This window comes from Denitromonas iodatirespirans (assembly GCF_018524365.1).
In the GTDB taxonomy this organism is placed as follows: Bacteria; Pseudomonadota; Gammaproteobacteria; order Burkholderiales; family Rhodocyclaceae; genus Nitrogeniibacter; species Nitrogeniibacter iodatirespirans.
In genome coordinates this window covers 13,564-34,544 of the sequence record NZ_JAEKFT010000030.1, presented here as the reverse complement: position 1 = coordinate 34,544, position 20,981 = coordinate 13,564, and the positions used below count along the sequence as shown (strand labels likewise).

The following is a 20,981-nucleotide window of genomic DNA, read 5'->3' as shown; positions in this document are numbered from 1 at the left end:
TCCGGCGGCTCCGGTCAGGAGAACGCGTTCATGAGAGCCGCATTGCTGGGCTGCGGCCGAGTCGCCGAGCACTACCGCAAGATGCTGCTCGAGATCGACCCGGTCGACCGGTTCGAGGTCGTGGCGGTGTGCGACACCGACCCGGACAAGGCCGCACGCCTGGCACAGGCCTTCGGCTGCCCCGCCTTCCGCGATGCGGCAACCATGCTCGATGCCGGCGCGATCGATGTCATGTTCGTGCTCACGCCGTCGGGCCATCACTTCGCGCATGCCCGGCTGGCGCTCGAGAACGGCGTGAGTGTGGTCTGCGAAAAACCGGTGACCATGACGCCGGAAGAAGCCGCCGCGCTCGACACCCTGGCCGAGACGCGAGGGCTGTTTTGCGCAACGGTGTTCCAGAATCGCTGGAACCGGGCGCTGCGCGCCGCCAAGGCGGCGGTCGAGACCGGGCGTCTGAAGACCCTGGTGACGGCGAGTGTCCGTCTGCACTGGTGTCGCTACCAGGATTACTATGAAGACGGCTGGCATGGCACCTGGGCCATGGACGGCGGTGTGATCAACCAGCAGGCCATTCATCATCTCGATGCGCTTCAGTGGATCTGCGGGCCGGTCGATGCCGTTTGCGCCGTCGCCGCCAATCGCATGAACACGCTCGAGGCCGAGGACACGCTGGCCGCGGTGCTGCGCTTCAAGAGCGGCGCCCTGGCGACGATCGAGGCCACCACGGCGGCACGGCCGAGAGACTTCGAGGCCTCGCTGTCGGTGGTCGGTGAAGGCGGCAGGATCCGGGTGGGCGGCATCGCGCTGAACAGGATCGACGAATGGGACCTGGTCAATGCCAGCGAGGATGACGCCACCCTGGCCGCACGATGCAGCGTCGAGGTGCCGAGCGGCTATGGCCTGAGCCATTCCTTGTACATCCGCGACCTGGTCGACAGCGTCGAGCGGCGCACCCGCCCGGATATCACGATTGCGTCGGCCATGAGCACGCTGCGCCTGGTGCATGCCCTGTATGCGAGCGTCGAGACCGGCGCCTGGGTCCGCCTTGACGACAACCCGCGCTCGTCCCGACTCGGTCGGTCCTAGGGGCGGTGCCTTCGCTGAACGGATTTTGCTTGACTGCTTGCATGGAGCCGCACAATGCCGATTGAAAACAAGGCCCCCGGAAAGGACGTGTCCGACGCGGACATGATCGACAAATTCCCGTTGGCGGCGAAGAAACACCCGGACCACCGCTCCCGTTTCGCGGTGCAGGGTGTCGAGTTCGGCGGTGATCTGGTGCCGATCTTTGCCGGGCCGAACATGGTCGAATCCGAAGCCTTGATCGTCGAGACCGCGAGATCGGTCAAGGCCAGCGGCGCCCATTTTCTGCGTGGCGGTGCGTTCAAACCGCTCAGCTTTCCCTACCGCTCGGAGAAGTACACGGAAACACGGGAGGACGGCCTGGCGTGGCTGAAGATCGCGCGCGAAGCGGCAGGCATCCCGATCATCACCGAGGTCATGGAGGAGCGTTTCGTCGATGCGGTCGCCGACGTGGCCGACATCCTCCAGATCGGCGCCCGCAACATGCAGAACTTTCCGCTGCTGACGCGGGTCGCCAAGACCGGCAAACCGGTCATGCTCAAACGCCATTTCGGCTGCTCCTTGCGCGACTGGCTGGGGGCGGCGGAGTACATCCTGATCGAGGGCAACCCGCGAGTGATCCTGTGCGAACGCGGCGTCGCCACCGCCCACACCCACCGCAGTTCCTCGCGTTTCCTGCTCGATCTCCAGGTCGTGCCCGCCGCCCACGAAGTAACGCATTTGCCGGTGGTGACCGATCCGAGTCACGCCACCTTCTGGCGGCCATGGGTCAAGCCGATGGCCTTGGCGTCGATCGCGGCAGGGGCCGACGGCGTCATGCTCGAAGTGCACCCGGATCCGGACAATGCAGCGGTCGACCCGCTGCAACCCATCGACTTCGACGCCTTCGGCCAGCTCATGGACGACATGGACGCGGTGGCGAAGGCCGTGGGCCGACGCGTGAAATGAGCGCGACGATCCCGTTCATCGACAACCCGCTGGCGCTGCCCGCCGGCGAGTTTGCGGCCATCATCGGCGCCCATCCCTCACAGGGCGCGCGATCGCCGCGCTTGTGGAATGCGGTCTATCGAACGCTGGGCCGCGACTGTCGCATGCTGCCATTCGACGTCACCGGCGATCGCCTGGCGGACCTGCTGGCCTGGCTGGACGCACACCCCGCCTTCGTCGGCGGCGCGGTCGCCGTGCCGCACAAACAAGCCGTCGCCCACTGGTTGGGCACGGATCGCCTCGACCCAAGCGCCCAGGGCATTGTGTCGGTCAATGCCTTGTCACGCGATGCCCGCGGGCGGTTGCACGGCGCCAACACCGACGGCCTTGCCGCCGCCCAGGTGCTGAACGATGCCGGGCTGAGCCGTGCGGACACCGTGCTGGTCTTCGGCTTCGGCGGAGCGGCCAAGGCGGTGGTCAATGCGCTGCGCCCCCGGGTGGCGCGCATTGTCGTCGCCACCCGCGCCTGCGAAGACGAAGCCGCCGTGGCCCTGGCGCGGTGGATGGGCGTAGCGCTGGTCGCACCAGCAGCCTGTGGCACGGCGCTCGCGCAGGCGACCGTGCTGGTCAATGGCACCGTGCTCGGCTCGGCGCCCGATCATCTCGGCGCCAGCCCCCTACCGCCGGATTTCGCACAGCATGCCGGGCGTGTGAAGCTGGCCTTCGATGTCGTCTATCAACCGGCGGACACCGCTTTTCTGAACGCCATGCCCACCGGGGTCGTTTGCTGCGGCGGCGCCCGCATGAACCTCCTGCAGGCCGTGCGCGGCTTCCAGCTGGCCCACCCCGATGTCGCGGCGGCCGTCGTCGACCGGGCCATGACCGGGGCGCTTCAAACATGACCATGCCTGAATCCCGCCCGATCGATTGGGACGACTATTTCCAGTCGTCAGAGCAGTTGTTCCGTCAGGGGCAGTTTTCCGCGCTGTGGTCGACCCTGCAGACACTCGGGGAGGACGACATCCCCGAAGATCGCCAGCCGAGGTATTTCTTCTACCTCCTGACATGCGCCATCTACGGCATCGGCGATCTGGACAAGGCCCGGGCCATCAATCGAAGAATCGATTTCCGATTCCACCCGACCATTCGCTACCGGCTCTGCCTCCGCTTGGGCGATTTCGCGACCGCACGACGCCTGCGGAAGGATCATCGATACAGCGACAACGAGCTGGCCGATTTCCGCTACACCCTCGGCCTGCATTGTCTGGCGAAAAGGAAATACACCGTCGGTTTTGAGCTCTACCAGGAGAGATACCGCGCCATCAACACCCCGAAAAGCCTGATGGCGCCGCTGCAGTATCACTACATGACGGACGATCCGAACGAAGATCCCGACCTTATCGTGCTCGAACAAGGCATGGGCGAGGTGCTGATCAGCCTGCTGCACATCAAGGCTTCGACGCGTCACGGCACATCGACCTTCTGCGGCATGCCCAAATACCGGCGGCTGGTCACGCGCTACTTTCCGCAAGCGACCTATCGCAGCACGCTCGACGCCGCGGCCTTCGACGGCAAGCCGGCCATTCTGGCGGTCGACTTCCTTCGACGCGCGTGGCGGAACACACGGTCGCTGGCGCCGGCGGCGGTGTTCGACACGCCCCTGCGCGCTGGGCATGCGAAACCCGTGTTCGGCATCTGCTGGCGCGGTGGCTCGGCACAGAACCGCCGCGAAGAACGTCACATTCCGCTGCCCTTCTTTGTCGAATTCCTGCCGAAGCATGTCGACTACCTGGTTCTTCAGTACGACATGACGGCCGAAGAGAGGGCCTTTCTTCGGGCGCATCCGAACATCCAGGTGCCTTTTCTCGATCTGACAGCCGATGCGCTGGCCACCTTCGACCTGGTGCGGGGGCTGGCCGGCGCGATTTCCGTGGCCGGGGCCAACTGGCATCTGGCCGGCGGCGCCGGCATTCCGCTCTTGGCCATCATGCATGGCACGCCCCATTGGCTGTGGGGCAAGGAGGCGGACGCCAGATCCATTTATCCGAGCGCAACGACGATTGCCAAGGAATCGCTGTCGCTCGACCCCGTGGATCGCTGGATCACATCGGCCTTGACGGCGTGGAAGTCGCGGGAGACAACACCCCCGGCGCCGAGCGGCAAACCGGCCGATCGTCCGATCTTCGTCACCGGTTTGCCGGGTGCCGGCTTGTCGCGCGTACTCCAGGCGTTCGCGGCGCAGGGCATCTGGGTGGGTGCCGATGCGCAGACCGACACGCCAGCGACCGTCGACACCCATGAGAATCCGCTCATACAGCACCGCCTGATCTTCAACATCCTGAAGAAGCTGGGCGCCGATGAAGACTGCATCGTCTTCCCGCCCCCGCCGGACCGGCTCCCCCCCTTCCCCTGGCTGCGCTTCCAGATTGAAAAGGCCTTGCGCCAACAGGGCTGGGATGGCGACGGCCGGTGGAGCTTGAAGGACTTCAGGCTGGCGCCGCTGTGGCCCCTGTTCGCCCGTGCCTATCCCGAGGCCACCTGGGTGCTCGTCGCGCAAGATGTCCGCCAGGTCGGGCCGGCGTTGATCGACACCCCCCGCTTTGCGCGCCATTCGACCAGCTTTGAATACTGGACGATGTACTTGAACGTATTGAACGACCGGATCGCGTCCTTGCGTCATGGCGCGGCCAACGTGGTCACTGTGGATGCCGAGGCATCCGACGCCGACATTCGCGCTGCGGTGGCTGCCATCCTCGGTTGATGGCGCCGGAGGCGGATGTCAGTTTCCGCGCAGGGTCGCCTTGCACCAGTCGGCCAGGTCCGCCGCGACCGCCTGCGCCACGCCCGCCCAATCGCCGGGCGAACGCTGACGTATCAGCCTGAGCGAGGGGTACCAGGGCGAGTCGCTGCGGCCAGTCATCCAGCGCCAGTCCGAGCGCGTGCTCAGCAGCACTCGCCCCGGCCGCCCGGCCAGTCCGGCCATGTGCGCCATCGAGGTGCAGGAGGTCAGGACCAGGTCGCAACTCTCCAGCACCGCCAGGGTATCGAGCACGTTGGCACCGTCGGCTTCGATGGCACCGCCGACGTCATGGAGTATGTCGCCCAGACCGAGGTCGGCGATTTCCCGCCGCCCCGGCCCGACCTGCAGGGACACGAAACGCAGCCCCGCGACCGCCAGTATGGGCTGCAGCACCGCCAACCCCGGGGAGCGCACCGCGTCACCCGAAAAATCCGGGTTGCCGCGCCAGCACAACCCCACCACGGGGCGATCGTCGTTGCCGCGCACCTGGCGGCGCCACTGCGCCACACGCGCGGGCTCGACGAGGGCGCCAGGACAAGGCGACGGGGGGCAAATCTCCTCGGGCCTGGTCACGCCCAGGCAGTGCGGCAAGGACATGAGCGGCACCCAGGCTTGGGTGCGCGGGAGCGCTTGATCCCAATCGAACACGTCCGCCTCGGGCAGGATGCGGCGCACCACCGAGAGGGTGGCCGGCTTGCCGGCAAAAATCACCCGCCCCCCCGGCCCCGTCGGAATCCGTGGCAAGAAGCGGAGAAACTGCAGGGTGTCGCCCAAGCCCTGCTCGTCGAGCACCAGCAGGGTCCCCGCCACCACCGGCTGGCCATCCCAGCGCGGCTTGTCCGCGGCGGGCGTGCGCAAACCGAGGGCCGCGTGGCGGTGCTCGAAGTGCGGCCAGGCGTCGCGGTAGCGTCCCAACAGCAACAGGCACCAGGCCAGGTCCCAGTGGATCGAGGGGGTATCCGCGGCGCGCAGCGCACGACGCAGGCAGGTAATGCTCTCCTCGATCGCGCCCCGGCGTTTCAGGAGGTTCCCCAGACCGTGCAGGGCCTGGGGGTGGTCGGGCCGGGCGGCGAGCAGGGTGCGGAAATCGGCCTCGCTACCGGCCGCATCGCCCAGCTCACGGCGAACGTGACCGCGATCCATGCGTGCCCCGACATGGTCGGGGGCCCGTTCGAGGATCTCGTCGTAGACGGCTTGTGCCTCGGCATACTGCCCGCCGCGATGCAGGCAGAGCCCCCAGCGGTAGTCCTCACTGAGCTTGGGGGCGGGCACGGGGATCCCGGCGTCGGCCCGCCGGATCGCCGCCAGCAGCCGGTCGACCTGGCGGGACGACTGCAGCGATTCCATGAAACGAGCGGCCGCCCTGCCCTTGGCCGATGCCTCGGCGCGCCGGCGATAAGCGCTCTCCATCGCTGCCAGCAGTTCCTCGACCGAGCTCTCGCCCCAGCCCGCCTTGCCGGGATCACCGCGCAGGCGCCCGATGTCGCCTTGAGCCTTGAGCACATAGACATGCTCGCCCAGCAGGTCGAGGTGGCCGGTGTTGGCGGAAAGCACGGCGGGCAAACCGCAGGCCAGGGCCTCCATGACGGCGCGGGGGATGCCATGCGTCGCACGCCCGGGGAACACCGCCAGATCGCACTCCCGCAGGATGCCCGGCATCTGTCCGTGGGGCACACGACCGAGGTCGACCACCGCCGCCGGCGCAACGCCGTTGCGCGCCAGCCAGGGCGCCAGCTGCAGCATGCCGTCGACCACACCCGGGCAGCCGTCGATATGCAGTGAGGCCGCCAGTTCGTCCGGGGCCTCCGGCGGGGACTGACCCCAGGCACAGACCAGCAAGGCCTCCGGGTGGCGTTGATGAAAGACGCGAAAGGCCGCGAGAAGCAGGTCGTGGCCCTTGCGGTAACTGAGCGGCCCGCTGCAAAAGATCGCGAAGCGCTCGGGAAAAAGACCGCCACGCGGCGCCGGGTGGAACAGGGCCGGATCGACGCCCGGCGGACAATTGACCACGTTGTCGAGCCCCCGGTCGCGAAGCACCCGGGTATGCCAGGACGAAGCGGCAACGATGAGCGGCAGAGCGGCGGCGCGCTGGAGATGCTCCGGGGGGATGTCGACATGGGTAAAGAACGCCAGGCCGATGTCGGGGCGCCCCGGGGAGTCCCCCATGGTGCGGCCGGCGCTCAGGCGCTCGCCCAGGGCGTGCAGCACCGGAAAGGGCAATTGGCGCCCGGGGTTGCGGGCGACAAGCGTACGGGTCCGCGCGTATTGATCCAGGGCGGGGGCCAGCAGGCGGCGGCGCAACGGGTCCACCGCCACATGCCCGGCCATGTCGAGCAGGGTCGGACGCAAGCCCTTGAGCACCAGTTGCAGCGTCAGATCGAGCGCATGGGCGCCTGCGCTGCCATGCGCGCCCAGCGGCAGTGCGATACCGATGCGCTTCATGGCTTGCTTTCCGTCGAAGGGGCTGGCGTGGGCACGGCTTCTGGCCGGATGTCCACCAGGTCAAACTTCCACAACCACATGAGCGCCCGAATCCCCGCCTCGTTGGCCAGGCCCGCTTGGGCGAGCAGCGTGTCCACGGTGTGTGCCCGCCCCCGGCGCAAGCCATCGAGCAGCACCGAAGGCGTCTCACGGGGGAAGGTGTGCGGCGCGAAGACGAAGTTGGCCAGAGGGAGCGACAGAAGCGCCGGCAGTCGCGCTGCGGCATCCGGCCGGGCGCTGACCGGCCAGGCGCCGCCCAGGGTCTCGCTGGCAAAACCGGCAAAGCGCCGGAACGGATCGGCGCGCTGCGGCCAGGGCCGGGCGGATTCGTGCGCAGCCCGGCCGCGGATCTCGCCCAGGTGCGTGGCGAGTTCGGCATAGCGGTGCAGGATGAGCGGCCAATCGAATTCGGCCGCGGCCCGCGCCCGCCCGGCAGCGCCCAGTCGCCTGCGTAGCCCGGCATCGCCTGCCAAGCGCCGAAAAGCGTGGACAAGCGCCTGCGGGTCGACGACGGTGGCCAGGCTTGCACTGCCGATGTAGCGATCGTAGCTATCGACCCCCAGCGCGTGGCGCAGGACGATTTGCGCGCCGGCGCCCGCCGGCGCGAGCACGGTGGGGACTCTGAAGCCGTCGACGCCGTCGCGCACCGTGTCCTGGTAGCCGTTCCAGTCGGACACGACCACCGGCAAGCCGGCGGCCATGGCTTCCACCGGCGTCAGGCCGAAGGTCTCCTGGATATTGTCGGACAGGGAGACGAAAACATCCGCGCCCTGCCAGGCCTGGCGGTAGCGGTCGGCATCCTCGCCATCGACCCAGACAAAGCGCACGCCAGGCGCCAACTCCCGCTGCGCGGCCAGATAGGCCTGGCGGATGTTGTCGCCGGCAAAGACGCCGGCTTCGATGCACACCAGCGGCACCTCGCCGGCGAGCTTTTGCAGCGCCTGATAGAGCGGCGCCGGATTGGCCTTGGCATGAAAGGCGAGCCGGCCGGCGAACAGGAAGACGATCTCGTCGGCGCGCAGCCCGAGCGCGGCACGTGCGGCGGCGCGATCGCCGGGGCCAGTGACAAAGGCCGGGACATCGACCCCCAGCGGAATCACCGGGCGTTCGATGTCGACGAAACGCGTCGCACCGACGCTCTCGCGCCAGTAGGCCCGCATGTCGTCATGCAGGCCGCCGACCAGGGCATGCGCGGCCCGTGAGGTGCAGATGAGCGCATCCCAGGGCTGAAAGGGCGGCAGGATGAGCTCGGCCAGCAGATCCATGGCACCGGCCGAGGCCAGCGTGTGGGTCACGCCCATGAGGCTGAAGGCGCTTGGGCCGCTCAGGTTGCGCCCCGCCGCAATGTCCTTGGCCGGCGGTGCCGGGTAGTAGAGGGTGCCCGCATCGACGGCCACCCGCCAGTCGGGCAGCGCGCTGCAGTCGATCCGGCCGGCAAAGCCATCGGCGCGCAACTGCGTGGCCAGGGTCTCGCCCGCAGCCGGCCGTCGGACAAGGCCGCGCACGGTGGCGCTCGGCCAGGTGCGAGCGATACCGCTCATGAGCGCCTTGCCGGCCGATTGCCGGCCCATGATCTTGTTGGCGGTCGAGTAGGCGTCGCCGTCGTAGAACAGGGCAAAGGGCGGAGACACCGTCATGAGCGGCCGTCCGTCGTGTCTTCGCCCTGCGTCAGGAAATCGACCCATGCCGGCAGGCAGTGCGTGCGCAGGTCGTGGTTCTGCACGACGAACGCCCGTGCCCGCGCCCGGATCGGCGCATGCGCCTGCGGATCGGCAAGCGCGCCGGCGACTTTCCGGGCGAGCATGTCGGCATCGAAGAAATCCGTGAGCAGCCCGTTCTCGCCGTCGACGATCATCTCCTGCACCGGTGCCGTCGCCGAGGCCACGACGAGACACCCGCAGGCCATGGCCTCGAGCATGGACCACGACAGCACGAACGGATAGGTCAGATAGACATGCGCCGCGGATACCTGCAGGACCTTCAGGTAGTCGTCGTAGGGCAGCTTGCCGAGAAAGTGGATGCGCGACGCGTCGATCCGGTCGGCGATTTCGGCGCGGTATTTCTGCCGGTAGCTTTCCCCGGCCGGCAGGCGCCGGCCGTAGCTGACCTCATCGCCGCCGACAATGAGGATCTGCGCGGCCGGGCGCAGCGCCTGCAACCCGGGCAAGGCGCGCATGAAACCATGAAAGCCCCGGTAAGGCTCGAGATTGCGGGCGACGAAGGTGACGATTTCGTCGCCGGCTCGAAAGCGACGCCCGCCAACCGCCAGCACCGCCTGTGCGTCCGGCCGGGCCCGGGCGGTATCGATGCCCTCGTGCAGGACGCGGATCCTGGGTTGATACTCGGCCGGGTAGCGCGAGCGCTGCCAGAGTGTCGGCGAGATGCCGGCATCGCACTGGGTGAGACCGAGGAGCTGGGCGCTGTTCTTGACATGGACGCCGGCCCGGCCATCGACAGTGACCGGAAACTCCGGGTCGAAGCCGACATCGCCACCGTCCGCCCGGTAGAAGTACTCGCAGTAATGGATATGCCGCGCGGCCGGGAACAGCTCGCGCAGGAAAAGGGCTTCGCCCCAGCCCGGGTGCACGACGACGACGTCGGGCACGAAACCCGTCGCCTTGAGCTGCATGGCGGCGCGAAACAGCTTCTGCCCGCGCCGGACCTGGCCTTCGAAGTTCCGCAGATAGGGATGGGTCTGCTGGCCGCCACCCCGCGGCGAGGGATACGCCACCACCTGCAGTCGCGGATGCATCGCCCGCCCCGGCTTGACGGTGCGCACATCGCCGATGCCGACGACCTCGTGCCGCGGGTCCTCGGCGAGCGCCTGCGCGACATGGCGGAATTGTCCGGGGAAGTTCTGGTGAACGAAGAGAAAACGCATGTCGAAGCCTGATCGTGTCGCCTGGCATCTTACGGCAAAGACGCCTTGCTGCCTGCGGCAATCCGGAGGAGACGGCAGGTAACCGCAAGGTTCATCGCCGCAGCGGGCCGATCACGCCCGCCAGTCCATATGCATGAGCCGCCGAACGGCCGGGGGCCGGCACACGCGGGGATCGCCGCCCGGAACATGACGGTAGATTGTGGAAAATTTTTGAGATAGATTTGAGCGACATCGATTCTGTCATCCTCGACCAGACGCCACGGTCGGGCCAAACGACCGAAGCTGCCAATCGCCTCGACCAAGCGCAGCTTGTTCCCGCAGGGAGGATCACCCCATCATGCCGCTCCGATTCCGGCACAAAGCCCCTATCGTCGTTTTCGCCGCAGCCGCGCTCACCGGCTGCGCCATCAACCCGCAACCCCTGCAGATCGACGAGCTCCGCGCCATCACCCGCGCCGACTGGCAAAAGGCGCAAGCCAATGTTCCCCCGCTCACCGCCCCCCTGAGCCTGTCCGAAGCCATTGCCCGGGCGCTGAAGTTCAACCTGGAGCACCGTGCCCACCAGCTCGAAGAGGCCCACGCGGCCGGGCTGCTCGAAGCGGGCCGCTTCGACATGCTGCCCAAGCTGGTGGCCGGCGTCGGCTACTACACGCGCGACAAGGACCTGGTGCGCGATTCCATCAATGCCACCACCCGCCAGCCCAACCTGTCCAATTCCATCAGCACCGAAAAAGACCACACCGTGGCCGACCTCAGTCTGACCTGGAGCCTGCTCGACTTCGGCGCCAGCTACTACACCGCCCAGCAGAACGCCGACCGCCTGCTGGTCGCCGGCGAACGGCGCCGCCGCTCGATGCACAACCTCATCCAGAACGTGCGCGCCGCGTTCTGGCGTGCGGCCAGCGCCCAGAAGCTGGAAGCCGCCGTCCGCGAAAACATCGCGCTCGCCGAATCGGCGCTGGCCGATGCCCGCAAGGTCACCGACGAGCGCATCAAGGCGCCGGCCGAGATGCTGCGCTACCGGCGTGCCCTCATCGAAAACCTGCGCACCCTGGAAGCCGTGCAGCAGGAACTGGGGCTGGCGCGGGTCGAGCTGGCGGCGCTCACCAACCTGCCGCCCGGTACCCGCTACCAGCTGGTCGAGCCCGCTGCCGACGAACTCGAACCGCAGCCGCTCGCCCTCAAACTGGACGCGATGGAAGAGATCGCCCTCACCCGCAACGCCGACCTGCGCGAGAGTGCCTACAACGTCCGCATCGCCGCCGCCGACACCCGGAAGTCGCTGCTCCAGCTCTTCCCCGGCATTTCCTTCAACTACAGCGTGAATCATGACGACGACCGTTTCCTGGTGAACAATTCCTGGAACGAGGCCGGCCTGCGCGTCAATTTCAACCTCTTCAACCTGCTCTCCGCCCCGGCCCGCCTCGAAGCCGCCGAAGGCAACGAGCGGGTCTATGAAGCACGGCGCATGGCGCTGCAGATGGTCGTCGTGTCCCTGGTGCACCTCTCTGCCCAGCAGTACGACAACGCGCTGCGCCAATACCAGCGCAGCGACGAGCTCGCCACCGTCGACAACGACCTTCTCAAACTCTCCCGCCGTGCGGCTGAGGTCCAGAAGGAAAGCCAGCTGAGCCTCGTTGCCGCCCGCACGAATGCGCTGCTTTCCGAGCTGCGCCGCTACCAGGCGCTCGCCGCCGTCCATGCCTCCGCCAGCCGGGTACAGGCGACGCTCGGCCTGGAGCCGGCGATCGGCAGCCTCGACGACATGTCGCTCCCCGATCTCTCCAAGGCGATCGATGACGCCCTGCGGACCTGGCAGAAAGACCCGCTCGCCGCAGCCGCCATGGAGAGTGCGGTGGCACAGCCCGTACGGCTGGCCGAGCGCCAGTAGTGCCCCGCGCGACCCGCCAGGCAATCATGCGCGCCGTGAGATTCTGTTCACACCGGGCGGGGCGACTCGCCGCGGTGCGCCTGCTCGTACTTCTTGCGGCCAGCGCCGCCGCGCATGCGGCCCCGCCGCCAGCGCCGGCGGCGGCCACGACCTCGACAGCCCCTGCGCTGGACAAATTCGACATCCGCGCCCAGCTCTCGCCGCGACGCTACACGACACTTGCGGCCGAACTCGGCGCCAAGGTCAAGCGCATTACCGTCAAGGAAGGCGAGCGCATCAAGGCCGGCCAACTGCTGGTCAGCCTCGACTGCGTCATCCAGGCCGCCCAGCGCGACAAGGCAAAAGCCGCACTCGCCGCCGCCGAACGGAATTACGCCGCCAACACCCGACTCAACGAGCTGAACGCCATCGGCAAGGTCGAGCTGGATACCTCCATCGCCGAGCGCGACAAGTCGCGGGCCGATCTCGCCCTCATCCAGGCAACGCTCTCCAAATGCAACATCTACGCCCCGTACGCCGGTCGCGTGGTCGAGCAGAAGGTGCGTGCCGAACAATATGTCGAACCGGGCACGGCACTTCTCGACATCCTCGACGATTCCGCGCTGGAGCTCGATTTCATCGTCCCCTCGCGCTGGCTCGCCTGGTTGAAGCCCGGTCACACGTTCCGAGTGTTCATCGACGAAACCCAGAAGAGCTACCCGGCACGCATCCAGCGCCTGGGGGCGCGGGTCGACCCGATCAGCCAGTCGGTCAAGGCCAGCGCCGTGATCGACGGCAGTTTCAGCGAGCTGATTGCCGGGATGAGCGGAAGGATTGAACTCGCGCCGCCGGAGGGCCGTGGGCAATGAGCGATCCGCTTGCCGAGCGCCTCACGAATCTCGTCGGCGTGCCGATAACTCATGTTGGGGACGCAAGCGGGCATCCGCCCAATGGCGCCCGCGCCCCCGGCCTCTCCGAAGGGCCAGAAGACCTCGCCGCCGTCGCGGCGTTTTGATGCTTCGACCGACCGAGACCATTGAATGATTGAGCCCGGCAACATGCCGCGCGCGAAGGGAGCAAGCACCATGAACCGCCTCTACCGCACCGTCTGGAGCAAGATCGCCGACACCTTTGTTGCCGTCGCCGAGACCGACAAGCAGCGCGGCAAGAGCGCCGGCAGCCATCGCGCCGATACCGGCCGCGCACTGGTACGCACCCGGCCCGGCCTCATGCGGCTCGAGCCGCGCTTGGTGTTCGATGGGGCGGCGGTGGAGACTTTCGTCGACACGGCTCTCGCCGACGGCGCCATCGGCGCGACCGCCGCCACCGACATCGCCCTGCCCCTTGGCGGCATGTCCTTGAATGAAGGCGCCATTACCCAGGCGGAGCTGGACGGCCTCGTCGACGTCAACCGCGACGGCTTGCTGCAACTGGTCGACGCCGAGGGCGAGGCCAGCGAAGTGGTGATCATCGACAGCCGCGTGCCGGATCTGGCCGACCTGCTGGGCGACGTTCGTGCCGGCACCGATGTCTGGCTGCTCGACGCCGGCGCCAGCGCCCTCGACCAGATCAGCGACATCCTCGCCCGCTACCAGAACCTCGACGCCCTGCATCTCGTCTCGCATGGCAGCGAGGGCGCGGTGTATCTCGGGGCGGAAACCCTCTCGCTGGCCACCCTGGCCGATCAGGCCGACACCCTTGCAGCCTGGGGCGGCGCCCTGAGCGCGACCGGCGACATCCTGCTCTATGGCTGCGACGTCGCCTTGGGCGAAGCCGGCATGGCCTTCGTGAGCCGCTTCGCCGCCGCCACCGGAGCCGACATCGCCGCTTCCGACGATGCCACCGGCGCAAGCTGGCTGGGCGGCGACTGGGATCTGGAAGCGCGCCACGGCGAGGTCGAGAAGGCGACGGCCGTGGCACCGCAGTTCGCCGCCTATGACGGATTGCTCGCCGTCGTCACGGGTACGGCCGGCAACGACACCCTGACGGGTACGGCCGGCGACGACACCATCTACGGTCTGGGCGGCAACGACACGGTCTCCGCCCTTGACGGGGCAGACATTGTCTATGGCGACGATGGCAACGACACGCTCTACGGCGGTGGTGACAATGACACCCTGTACGGCGGCGCCGGCAACGATTTTGCCTATGGCGCGACCGGAGACGACTACCTCTACGGAGAAGATGGCAACGATGGCCTGAGTGGCGGCGATGGCAACGACACGATTTTCGGGGGAGCCGGCAACGACACGCTCATGGCCTCGACGGGTGACGACTACCTGAGTGGGGGGGATGGCAACGACTGGCTGTGGGGGCAAAAAGGCAATGACATCCTCTGGGGCGACGACGGGAATGACACGCTAAGCGGTGACTCAGAAAGCGACACACTGTACGGCGGGAATGGAAACGACACACTCTCCGGCGGCAGCGATGCCGACTTCCTGTACGGCGGGGATGGCAATGACGTCCTCACCGGCATGCAGGGGATCGATGAACTGTATGGCGAGGCCGGAGACGACACGCTGTATGGCGGCGCCCAAGCCGACCTCCTGTATGGCGGCACAGGAAGCGATACGTTCAGGGGGTCGGCATCGGATCTCGATGGCGACACCCTCGGCGACCTTGCCGCCGACGACGTCATCCAGCTGAACGGCATCACCGGCCTCACCACCGCCAATGTTCGCTTCAACGGCTCGGGCAGCCTCGAAATCGATACCAACGGCACGGACTTTGCGTCCGTGGAAGTGACCCTGGCGCTGAGCAATGCGGCCGGCGGCAATTTGCAAGTGGATACCGTCAGCGATTTTAGCGGCACGACGCTGATCACCTTCAAGCCCACCGCCGCCACGCCGACGCCGCCCCCCGTGGTGGATATCATTCCCCCGCCGACCTGGCCGGCAGAAACCACCGTCACCAACGCGGTGGTTGCCCCCCCGGTGTTCGAGGCGCCGGCCGCGTCCCCGGCACTGGGCGCGAATGCCGCGGTGCGCAGCACGCCGGAAAACCTGGGTCTCGGCGGCCAGATCCTCGGCGGCACGACCAGCGGATCGCCGCTCGGCGCGTTGCTGGGCGTGCATGAACCGAGCGGGGCAGGAGGCAGCGCATTCTCGCTGATCAGCCAAGTCACCACCGACCGGGTGTCCATGCTGAGTTCGTTCTACGGGCTCGATGCGCTCCTGCCAACGAACGGTTTTGGTGGAAACGCCGGTATCGGCGCTGGCATCGACGACAGGCTGGGTGGCGGCATCCTCGGCGGAGCCGGTGCGCCGGCCGGCGAGCCCGGTGTCGGGATTGGCGGCGCCCGGGGGTCTGGCAACGGTTCCGGCACGGGCACGGGGCCAGCGGATGCCCGCGGAGTCGACGGCAGCGATTCACCCACCGAACCGCCGGGCACCGGGGAAGGCGAGCCGCCCGCCGACGAGGCACCGCCCGCCGAGGAGCGCCAAAGCGGCGACAACGCCAGCCTGGAAGCCGGCGACGGTCTGGCTCGGCTCGCCGGGTCACCGCAAGACCCGGCGATGCTCGCCGAAGGCGCTGCCGGCAAACTTGCGCTCAGCGAACAGTTGCGCCAGAGCGGTAGCGCCGGGCGGCAGGCCGAGCGCGACGCCTTGCTCCAGCATGTCCGTGCTGCCGCGGCGGCAAAGACCCCGGATAGCTGAAAGAGGCGGGCTTGGATCCTCTCGGCGTGCTGCGAGTCGGCGAAGGCCGCCGCCGGGTGCTGCTGGCCTGGGAGTTGGGCGAAGGGCTGGGGCATGCCGCCCGGCTGCTGCTCATCGCCGAGCGCCTGCGGATCGCCGGATGGTCGCCGGTCGTCGCGGCACGCGACCCGGCAGCCCTCGCCGAACGCTACGCGGCGGCAAACATCCCGGTCATCGCCACGCCGCCGCATCGCAGTTGCTTTGCCGGGCCGGGGCGATTCCGCGCCGCAACCTTCGCCGACATCATGGGCGTCTGCGGCTATGCGGACCCGACGCAACTGGCGGCCGTCGTCGCCGCTTGGGACGCCCTGCTCCGGCAAGAAGCGCCTGAGCTCGTCATTGCCGACTATTCGCCGCTCCTGTCGCTGGCCGCTTTCGGCCGGCTGCCGGTGATCGCGGTCGGCGACGGTTTCGTGAATCCGCACGGTCTGCCGGGCGGCAGGTTTCCGCCGCTCGACGATGCGCTCGCGCCGATCTGGGATCCGGCCGTCCTGCTCGATGCCGCTCGCTCGGTGCAGGCGGGACGTGGCTTGCCGCAGCCCGAAAGCCTGCCGCAAATCATCGCGGGGGCAGGCCAGGTGGTGTCGGTACCGCGCGAGCTCGACATCTACGCCGCAACCCGGCCACATCCGGCGGCAGGCCCCTGGCTGGCACCGCCACCGCCCCTACCGCCACCGGCGCAGACCCATGTGTTTTCCTATCTGCGCCTCAAACACCCCTTGACATGCAAGGTCCTCCAGGCGCTTGCCGAGCAGCGCATCCCGGGGGAGTGCTATCTGCACGAGGCGCCCGCCGATACGGTTGCCGCGCTGGAACATGCCGGGATTCGCGTACACGCCCGGCCGCCACCGTTGCGCGAGGTGCTCGCACGCGCCTCCTTTCTGATCCACCACGGCGGCATCGGGTCGATCGAGGAGGCGGCCATGGCCGGCCGACCTCAGCTGCTGCTGCCGCGTCATCGGGAGCAGGCACTGAATGTCCGGCGGGCCATGGCCAGCCTTCCGGGAACGGTCAGCGTGCGTGCCGACATGAGCATCGCGCAACTCGGGCAACGCCTGCCGGACCTCGTGCGCGACGCGCGGCTGCAGGAGGCGGCGCAACGCTGCGCCGCACGCCTGACATCCCGGCAGAACACCGCCTGGGATGCGCTCGCGCGCTTGTTTGAACGGCCATTGCATTTCCCGCTGCCGTTGACATGACGCCCCACGCGCCGTGCCAGTGGCGCCACCGCTTCGGGCCGCCGGCGACGCGTCTGCAGGCCGGCGTTGTTTTCCGTTAAAGTTGCCGAGTTCATTGCGAGAAGCCCCCTTGTCCCAGCCATCACACCCCGAGTACGCCGGGGAAACCGCCATCCTGCTGCATCTGCTGCAGCTCGGGCGGCGGGCGCGTGCAGCAACATCCGCGGCCGAACTGGGCTTCATCGCCGTCAACGAGACCAAGGCCTTGCTGCCCTACCGGCAGGCGGCGCTGTGGCTCGCCGACGGCGGGGTCGACACGCTGTCCGGCGTCTCGGCGGTGGAAGCCAACACGCCCTACGTGCAGTGGCTCGAACGGGTCGCACGCCGGCTTCGGGACACCAGCCCTGCCGTACCGCAAGTCCTGACCGCGGCATCCCTGGCCGACGACGACGCGGCGCAATGGGCCGAATGGTGGCCGGCGCACGCCGTGTGGCTGCCGCTGCCGGCGCCCGGCAATGGCGTGTCGCCCGGTGCCTGGCTCTTTGCGCGCGACACGCCGTGGCGCGAAGGCGAGGTGGTTCTGCTCGCCGAGTGGTGTGCGCAGTGGACCCAGTCCTGGCTGCTCTGGGCGCCCAAGGGACGGCGCCGCCTGAGCCGGTCCGTACATGAAACACAGCCGCCAACCGGCCTGCGCGCCCTGCTGCATCCCCCCGCCTGGCGCGAACAGGTGCTCGCATGCTGGCAGCGCCCCGCCCGGCGCTGGAGCCTGCTCGCCGCCCTGGCACTGTTCATCCCGGTGCGCCTGACGGTGCTGGCACCCGCCGAGCTGGTGCCGGCCCAGCCGGCGGTGATCCGCGCCCCGCTCGACGGCATCGTCGACCGCGTGCTAGTGCAGCCCAACCAGACCGTCACCGCCGGCACGCCGCTCTTCGAATTCGACCGGACCACCCTGCAAAGCCGCCTGCTGGTCGCCGAACAGGCGCTCGCCACCGCCGAGGCCGAATATCGCCAGTTCGCCCAGCAAGCGGTCTTCGACAGCAAGAGCAAGGCGCAGATTGCAACCCTGCAGGGGCATATCGCGGTCAAGCGGGCGGAGGTGGCCCTCGTCCGCGACCTCAACACGCGTGCAGCGGTGACCGCCCCTCAGGATGGCGTGGTCTTGTTCGACGATCCGAACGAGTGGGTCGGCCGCCCGGTGAGCACCGGCGAGCGGGTAATGATGGTCGCGGCGCCCGGCGATGTCGAAGTCGAGGCCTGGCTGTCGCCGGCCGATCTCATCGACTTTCCGGACGCGGCGGCGCTCACCTTGTACCTCAACGCCCAGCCGTTTTCGCCGGTCGACGCCCGGGTCCGCCATATCGCGCACGAGGCGCTGATCCGCCCGGAAGGCGGCTACGCCTACCGCCTGCGCGCCGAGCTGGTGCCCGGCGAAGCGGTGCCACGGGTCGGCCTCAAGGGCTCGGCGCGCATCGCTGGCGAGCGCGTGCCCTTTGTCTATTGGGCGCTGCGCAAGCCGCTCGCGGCGCTGCGCGCCTTCATCGGGTATTGACCGGCACAGCCATGGGGACACCTGCGCCCGGTTCCGGAAAGCTGCCCGACACCCTGCCGCCGCTGCGCGAGGAGCTCACGCTCCACGCCAATGCGCCGACCGCCGACGGCTCGCCGGCCTGGGTGCTGCAGGATCCTGTGCGCAATCTCTTTTTCCGGATCGACTGGCTGGTGTTCGAAATCCTGGCGCGCTGGCATGTCGGCGCTCCGGGCCGCATTCTCGACGCCCTGGCACGCGAGACGACGCTGCAGGCGAGCGAGAGCGACATGCGCCAGGTGCTCGACTTCCTCCGCACCAACGAACTGCTCGCCCTGGCCGGCGCGCCGGGCAACGCCTGGCTGCTCGAGCAGAAGAACCGGCGCAAGCAGCGCTGGTGGCAAACGCTGATCCACAACTACCTCTTTTTTCGCCTCCCGCTCTTCTTCCCGGATCGCTGGCTCGAGCGTGCCTTGCCCTGGGTCGAACCCTTTTTCAGACGCGGCTTCTTCCTGCTGACGGCGCTGGCGCTCTTCACCGGCGTGATCGCTGTGATCCGCCAATGGGAGCCCTTCGTCGCCACCCTGGTCGACACCTTCTCCTGGCAGGGGCTGGCGCACTACGGCCTGACCCTGGTGGTCGTCAAATTCCTCCATGAACTCGGACACGCATTCACGGCCAAGCGCTACGGCTGTCGCGTGCCGACCATGGGGGTGGCCTTTCTCGTGCTCTTCCCCATGGCCTACACCGATGTCAACGAGACCTGGAAGTTGCCGGACCATCGCCAGCGACTGCTGGTCGGCAGTGCCGGCATCATCACCGAACTGGTCGTCGCCGCCTGGGCCACGCTCGCCTGGGCGCTGCTGCCGGACGGTGCGCTGCGCAGCGCCGCCTTCCTGCTCGCCACCACCACCTGGGTGAACACCGTGGCCATCAACCTCTCGCCCTTCCTGCGCTTCGACGGCTACTTCATCCTCATGGACTGGCTGCAGATGCCCAATCTGCACCCGCGCGCCTTTGCCCTGGCACGCTGGCATCTGCGCGAGAGCCTGTTCGGCACCGGCGAGCCGCCGCCCGAACATCTTCCCGCCGGGCGTCGCCGCGGCCTGATCCTCTTCGCCTATCTGGTGTGGATCTACCGCCTTGTCGTTTTTCTCGGCATTGCCCTGCTCGTCTATCACATGTTCGCCAAAGTGCTGGGCATCGTCCTTTTCGCGGTCGAGATCTTCTGGTTCCTCCTGCGGCCGATATTGCGCGAACTCGGCACATGGCGGCGACGCTGGCACGAATTGCGCCAGGGCCGTCGCTGGCGGCGGTCATGCGGGCTCCTGGCCGGCCTGCTGCTGCTCTGCCTGGTTCCCTGGCGCGTTCAGGTCGGCGGCGTGGCGATGCTGCGCCCGGCACAGTCCTTCCCTTTGGTAACGCCGGTGGCGGCCCAGGTGCTTGCGCTGCCGGTGGCGGCCGGCGGCACGGTCGACGCCGGCGCGCCGCTCATGGTCCTGGCGTCACCGGAGTTGGCCAGCCAACAGTCGGCCGCCGCCGCCCGCGTGCAGGCCCTCGGCTGGCAAGTGGCTGGTGCCGGCTTCGACCCCGAGTGGCGCAACCGGCAGCTCGTGATGCAACAGGAACTGGCCGTGGCGCAAGCCCAGCGCGAAGGCCTGGCCCGCGAACAGGCACGCCTGGCGCCGCTGGCGCCCTTTGCCGGCCGCCTGCTCGACCTCCCGCCCGACCTCGCCCCCGGCCAGTGGGTGGCGCCCAAGCAACGTCTCGGCGTGTTGGTCGACCCAAGCGCCTGGCTGGTCGAAACCTATCTGGGCGAGCAGGAAATCGAACGCATCGCCACCGGTGCCGGCGGTCGATTTTTCCCCGAGACACCCGGCAAACCCGTGCGAGCCCTGCGCGTGCTGCGCATCGACCGAGACGCCACGCGGGTCCTGCCCGAGCCGATGCTCGCGGCCCCTCACGGTGGCGAGATCCTGACCCGCGAGCGAAACGGCCAGCTGTTTCCCGACCGCGCCCTCTACCGTGTCACCCTCACCGTCGATGACGGCGAGGGCCTGACCCATGCCGAGCGCGGCCATGCCGTCATCAACGCCGCGCCCCGCACCCTCTTCGGCGAATTCCTGAAGAACGCCGCCGGCGTGCTGATCCGCGAGAGCGGGTTTTGATGGGGCTCGCCGCGCGCGGCGACGCACCACCCGCCGCAAGCATCGAACACCTCCGGCTGAATTTGCGTGTCGGCACATGCTCGACGGACTTTATGTCCTGTGCACGTTATTCCCGGTCATTAAAGTCGAAAACTTGAGGCCCTGAGTTCACTGGGTTTCAACGCTGAAGAATCTGCCGAGACGAAACGCTAAAGTCGAAAACTGTCTGAGTATCGATTTCTACGCGCATCAACGCTCCATGGACAACGTCAATTTTGACTTCTGGTGGGCAAGGAGTGCAAGGTTATCCCGCCCTCCATCAACCCGCCCTGCCCACCTGGACACACGGTCCAAACGAGCCTTGATGAACGTGGTCTCTGGACGCCTCCAC

The 20,981-nt window shown here is 68.0% G+C and carries 14 protein-coding genes; 11 read left to right on the top strand and 3 right to left on the bottom strand.

Going from position 1 to position 20,981, the window contains the following annotated elements; genetic code table 11:
- Positions 1-30: 30 nt before the first annotated feature.
- Genes I8J34_RS19950 through I8J34_RS19935 form a run of 4 tightly spaced genes read left to right on the top strand, consistent with a single transcriptional unit; the run spans position 31 to position 4,771 of the window.
- On the top strand, positions 31-1,086 hold the full coding sequence (locus I8J34_RS19950) for a Gfo/Idh/MocA family protein (RefSeq protein WP_214363395.1): 1,056 nt from the start codon (positions 31-33) through the stop codon (positions 1,084-1,086).
- A 54-nt stretch (positions 1,087-1,140) separates the two neighbouring features.
- Positions 1,141-2,031: a 3-deoxy-7-phosphoheptulonate synthase gene (gene aroF, locus I8J34_RS19945; protein ID WP_214363394.1), complete on the top strand. Its 891-nt coding sequence runs from the start codon at positions 1,141-1,143 to the stop codon at positions 2,029-2,031.
- Positions 2,028-2,912 carry a shikimate dehydrogenase family protein gene (locus tag I8J34_RS19940; RefSeq protein WP_214363393.1) on the top strand — a complete coding sequence of 295 codons (885 nt, stop codon included), beginning with the start codon at positions 2,028-2,030 and terminating at the stop codon, positions 2,910-2,912. The genes aroF and I8J34_RS19940 overlap by 4 nt, the downstream gene beginning before the upstream one ends.
- Complete coding sequence (locus I8J34_RS19935) at positions 2,795-4,771, top strand: hypothetical protein (RefSeq protein WP_214363392.1); 1,977 nt, start codon at positions 2,795-2,797, stop codon at positions 4,769-4,771. The genes I8J34_RS19940 and I8J34_RS19935 overlap by 118 nt, the downstream gene beginning before the upstream one ends.
- 18 nt (positions 4,772-4,789) lie before the next feature.
- Here I8J34_RS19935 and I8J34_RS19930 read toward each other — a convergent pair whose 3' ends face one another.
- From I8J34_RS19930 to I8J34_RS19920, 3 genes are read right to left on the bottom strand one after another with little or no spacing between them, the layout of a single operon-like run.
- On the bottom strand, positions 4,790-7,252 hold the full coding sequence (locus I8J34_RS19930) for a glycosyltransferase (protein ID WP_214363391.1): 2,463 nt from the start codon (positions 7,250-7,252) through the stop codon (positions 4,790-4,792).
- Positions 7,249-8,928, bottom strand: coding sequence for a glycosyltransferase family 4 protein (locus tag I8J34_RS19925; RefSeq protein WP_214363390.1), 1,680 nt, complete (start codon positions 8,926-8,928; stop codon positions 7,249-7,251). The genes I8J34_RS19930 and I8J34_RS19925 overlap by 4 nt, the downstream gene beginning before the upstream one ends.
- Positions 8,925-10,172: a glycosyltransferase family 4 protein gene (locus tag I8J34_RS19920; RefSeq protein WP_214363389.1), complete on the bottom strand. Its 1,248-nt coding sequence runs from the start codon at positions 10,170-10,172 to the stop codon at positions 8,925-8,927. The genes I8J34_RS19925 and I8J34_RS19920 overlap by 4 nt, the downstream gene beginning before the upstream one ends.
- 337 nt (positions 10,173-10,509) lie before the next feature.
- Between I8J34_RS19920 and I8J34_RS19915 the strand changes: the two genes are divergently transcribed.
- The 7 genes from I8J34_RS19915 (at position 10,510) to I8J34_RS19885 (ending at position 20,611) form a co-directional block, all read left to right on the top strand.
- Entirely contained in the window at positions 10,510-12,063 is a 1,554-nt protein-coding gene (locus I8J34_RS19915; protein WP_214363388.1) for a TolC family protein, read from the top strand.
- 35 nt (positions 12,064-12,098) lie between these two features.
- A complete protein-coding gene (locus I8J34_RS19910) occupies positions 12,099-12,911 on the top strand; it encodes an efflux RND transporter periplasmic adaptor subunit (RefSeq protein ID WP_230411926.1) in 813 nt (270 codons plus the stop codon).
- Positions 12,908-13,057 carry a hypothetical protein gene (locus I8J34_RS19905; protein WP_214363386.1) on the top strand — a complete coding sequence of 50 codons (150 nt, stop codon included), beginning with the start codon at positions 12,908-12,910 and terminating at the stop codon, positions 13,055-13,057. Before I8J34_RS19910 ends, I8J34_RS19905 begins: the two co-directional genes overlap by 4 nt.
- A gap of 70 nt (positions 13,058-13,127) precedes the next feature.
- Complete coding sequence (locus I8J34_RS19900; RefSeq protein WP_214363385.1) at positions 13,128-15,701, top strand: DUF4347 domain-containing protein; 2,574 nt, start codon at positions 13,128-13,130, stop codon at positions 15,699-15,701.
- A gap of 11 nt (positions 15,702-15,712) precedes the next feature.
- The gene (locus tag I8J34_RS19895; RefSeq protein ID WP_214363384.1) at positions 15,713-16,939 is read left to right on the top strand and encodes a glycosyltransferase; all 1,227 of its coding nucleotides are present in this window, start codon (positions 15,713-15,715) and stop codon (positions 16,937-16,939) included.
- A gap of 109 nt (positions 16,940-17,048) precedes the next feature.
- Complete coding sequence (locus tag I8J34_RS19890; protein WP_214363383.1) at positions 17,049-18,467, top strand: efflux RND transporter periplasmic adaptor subunit; 1,419 nt, start codon at positions 17,049-17,051, stop codon at positions 18,465-18,467.
- Positions 18,468-18,478: 11 nt separating this feature from the next.
- Complete coding sequence (locus I8J34_RS19885; protein ID WP_214363382.1) at positions 18,479-20,611, top strand: site-2 protease family protein; 2,133 nt, start codon at positions 18,479-18,481, stop codon at positions 20,609-20,611.
- Positions 20,612-20,981 lie beyond the last annotated feature (370 nt).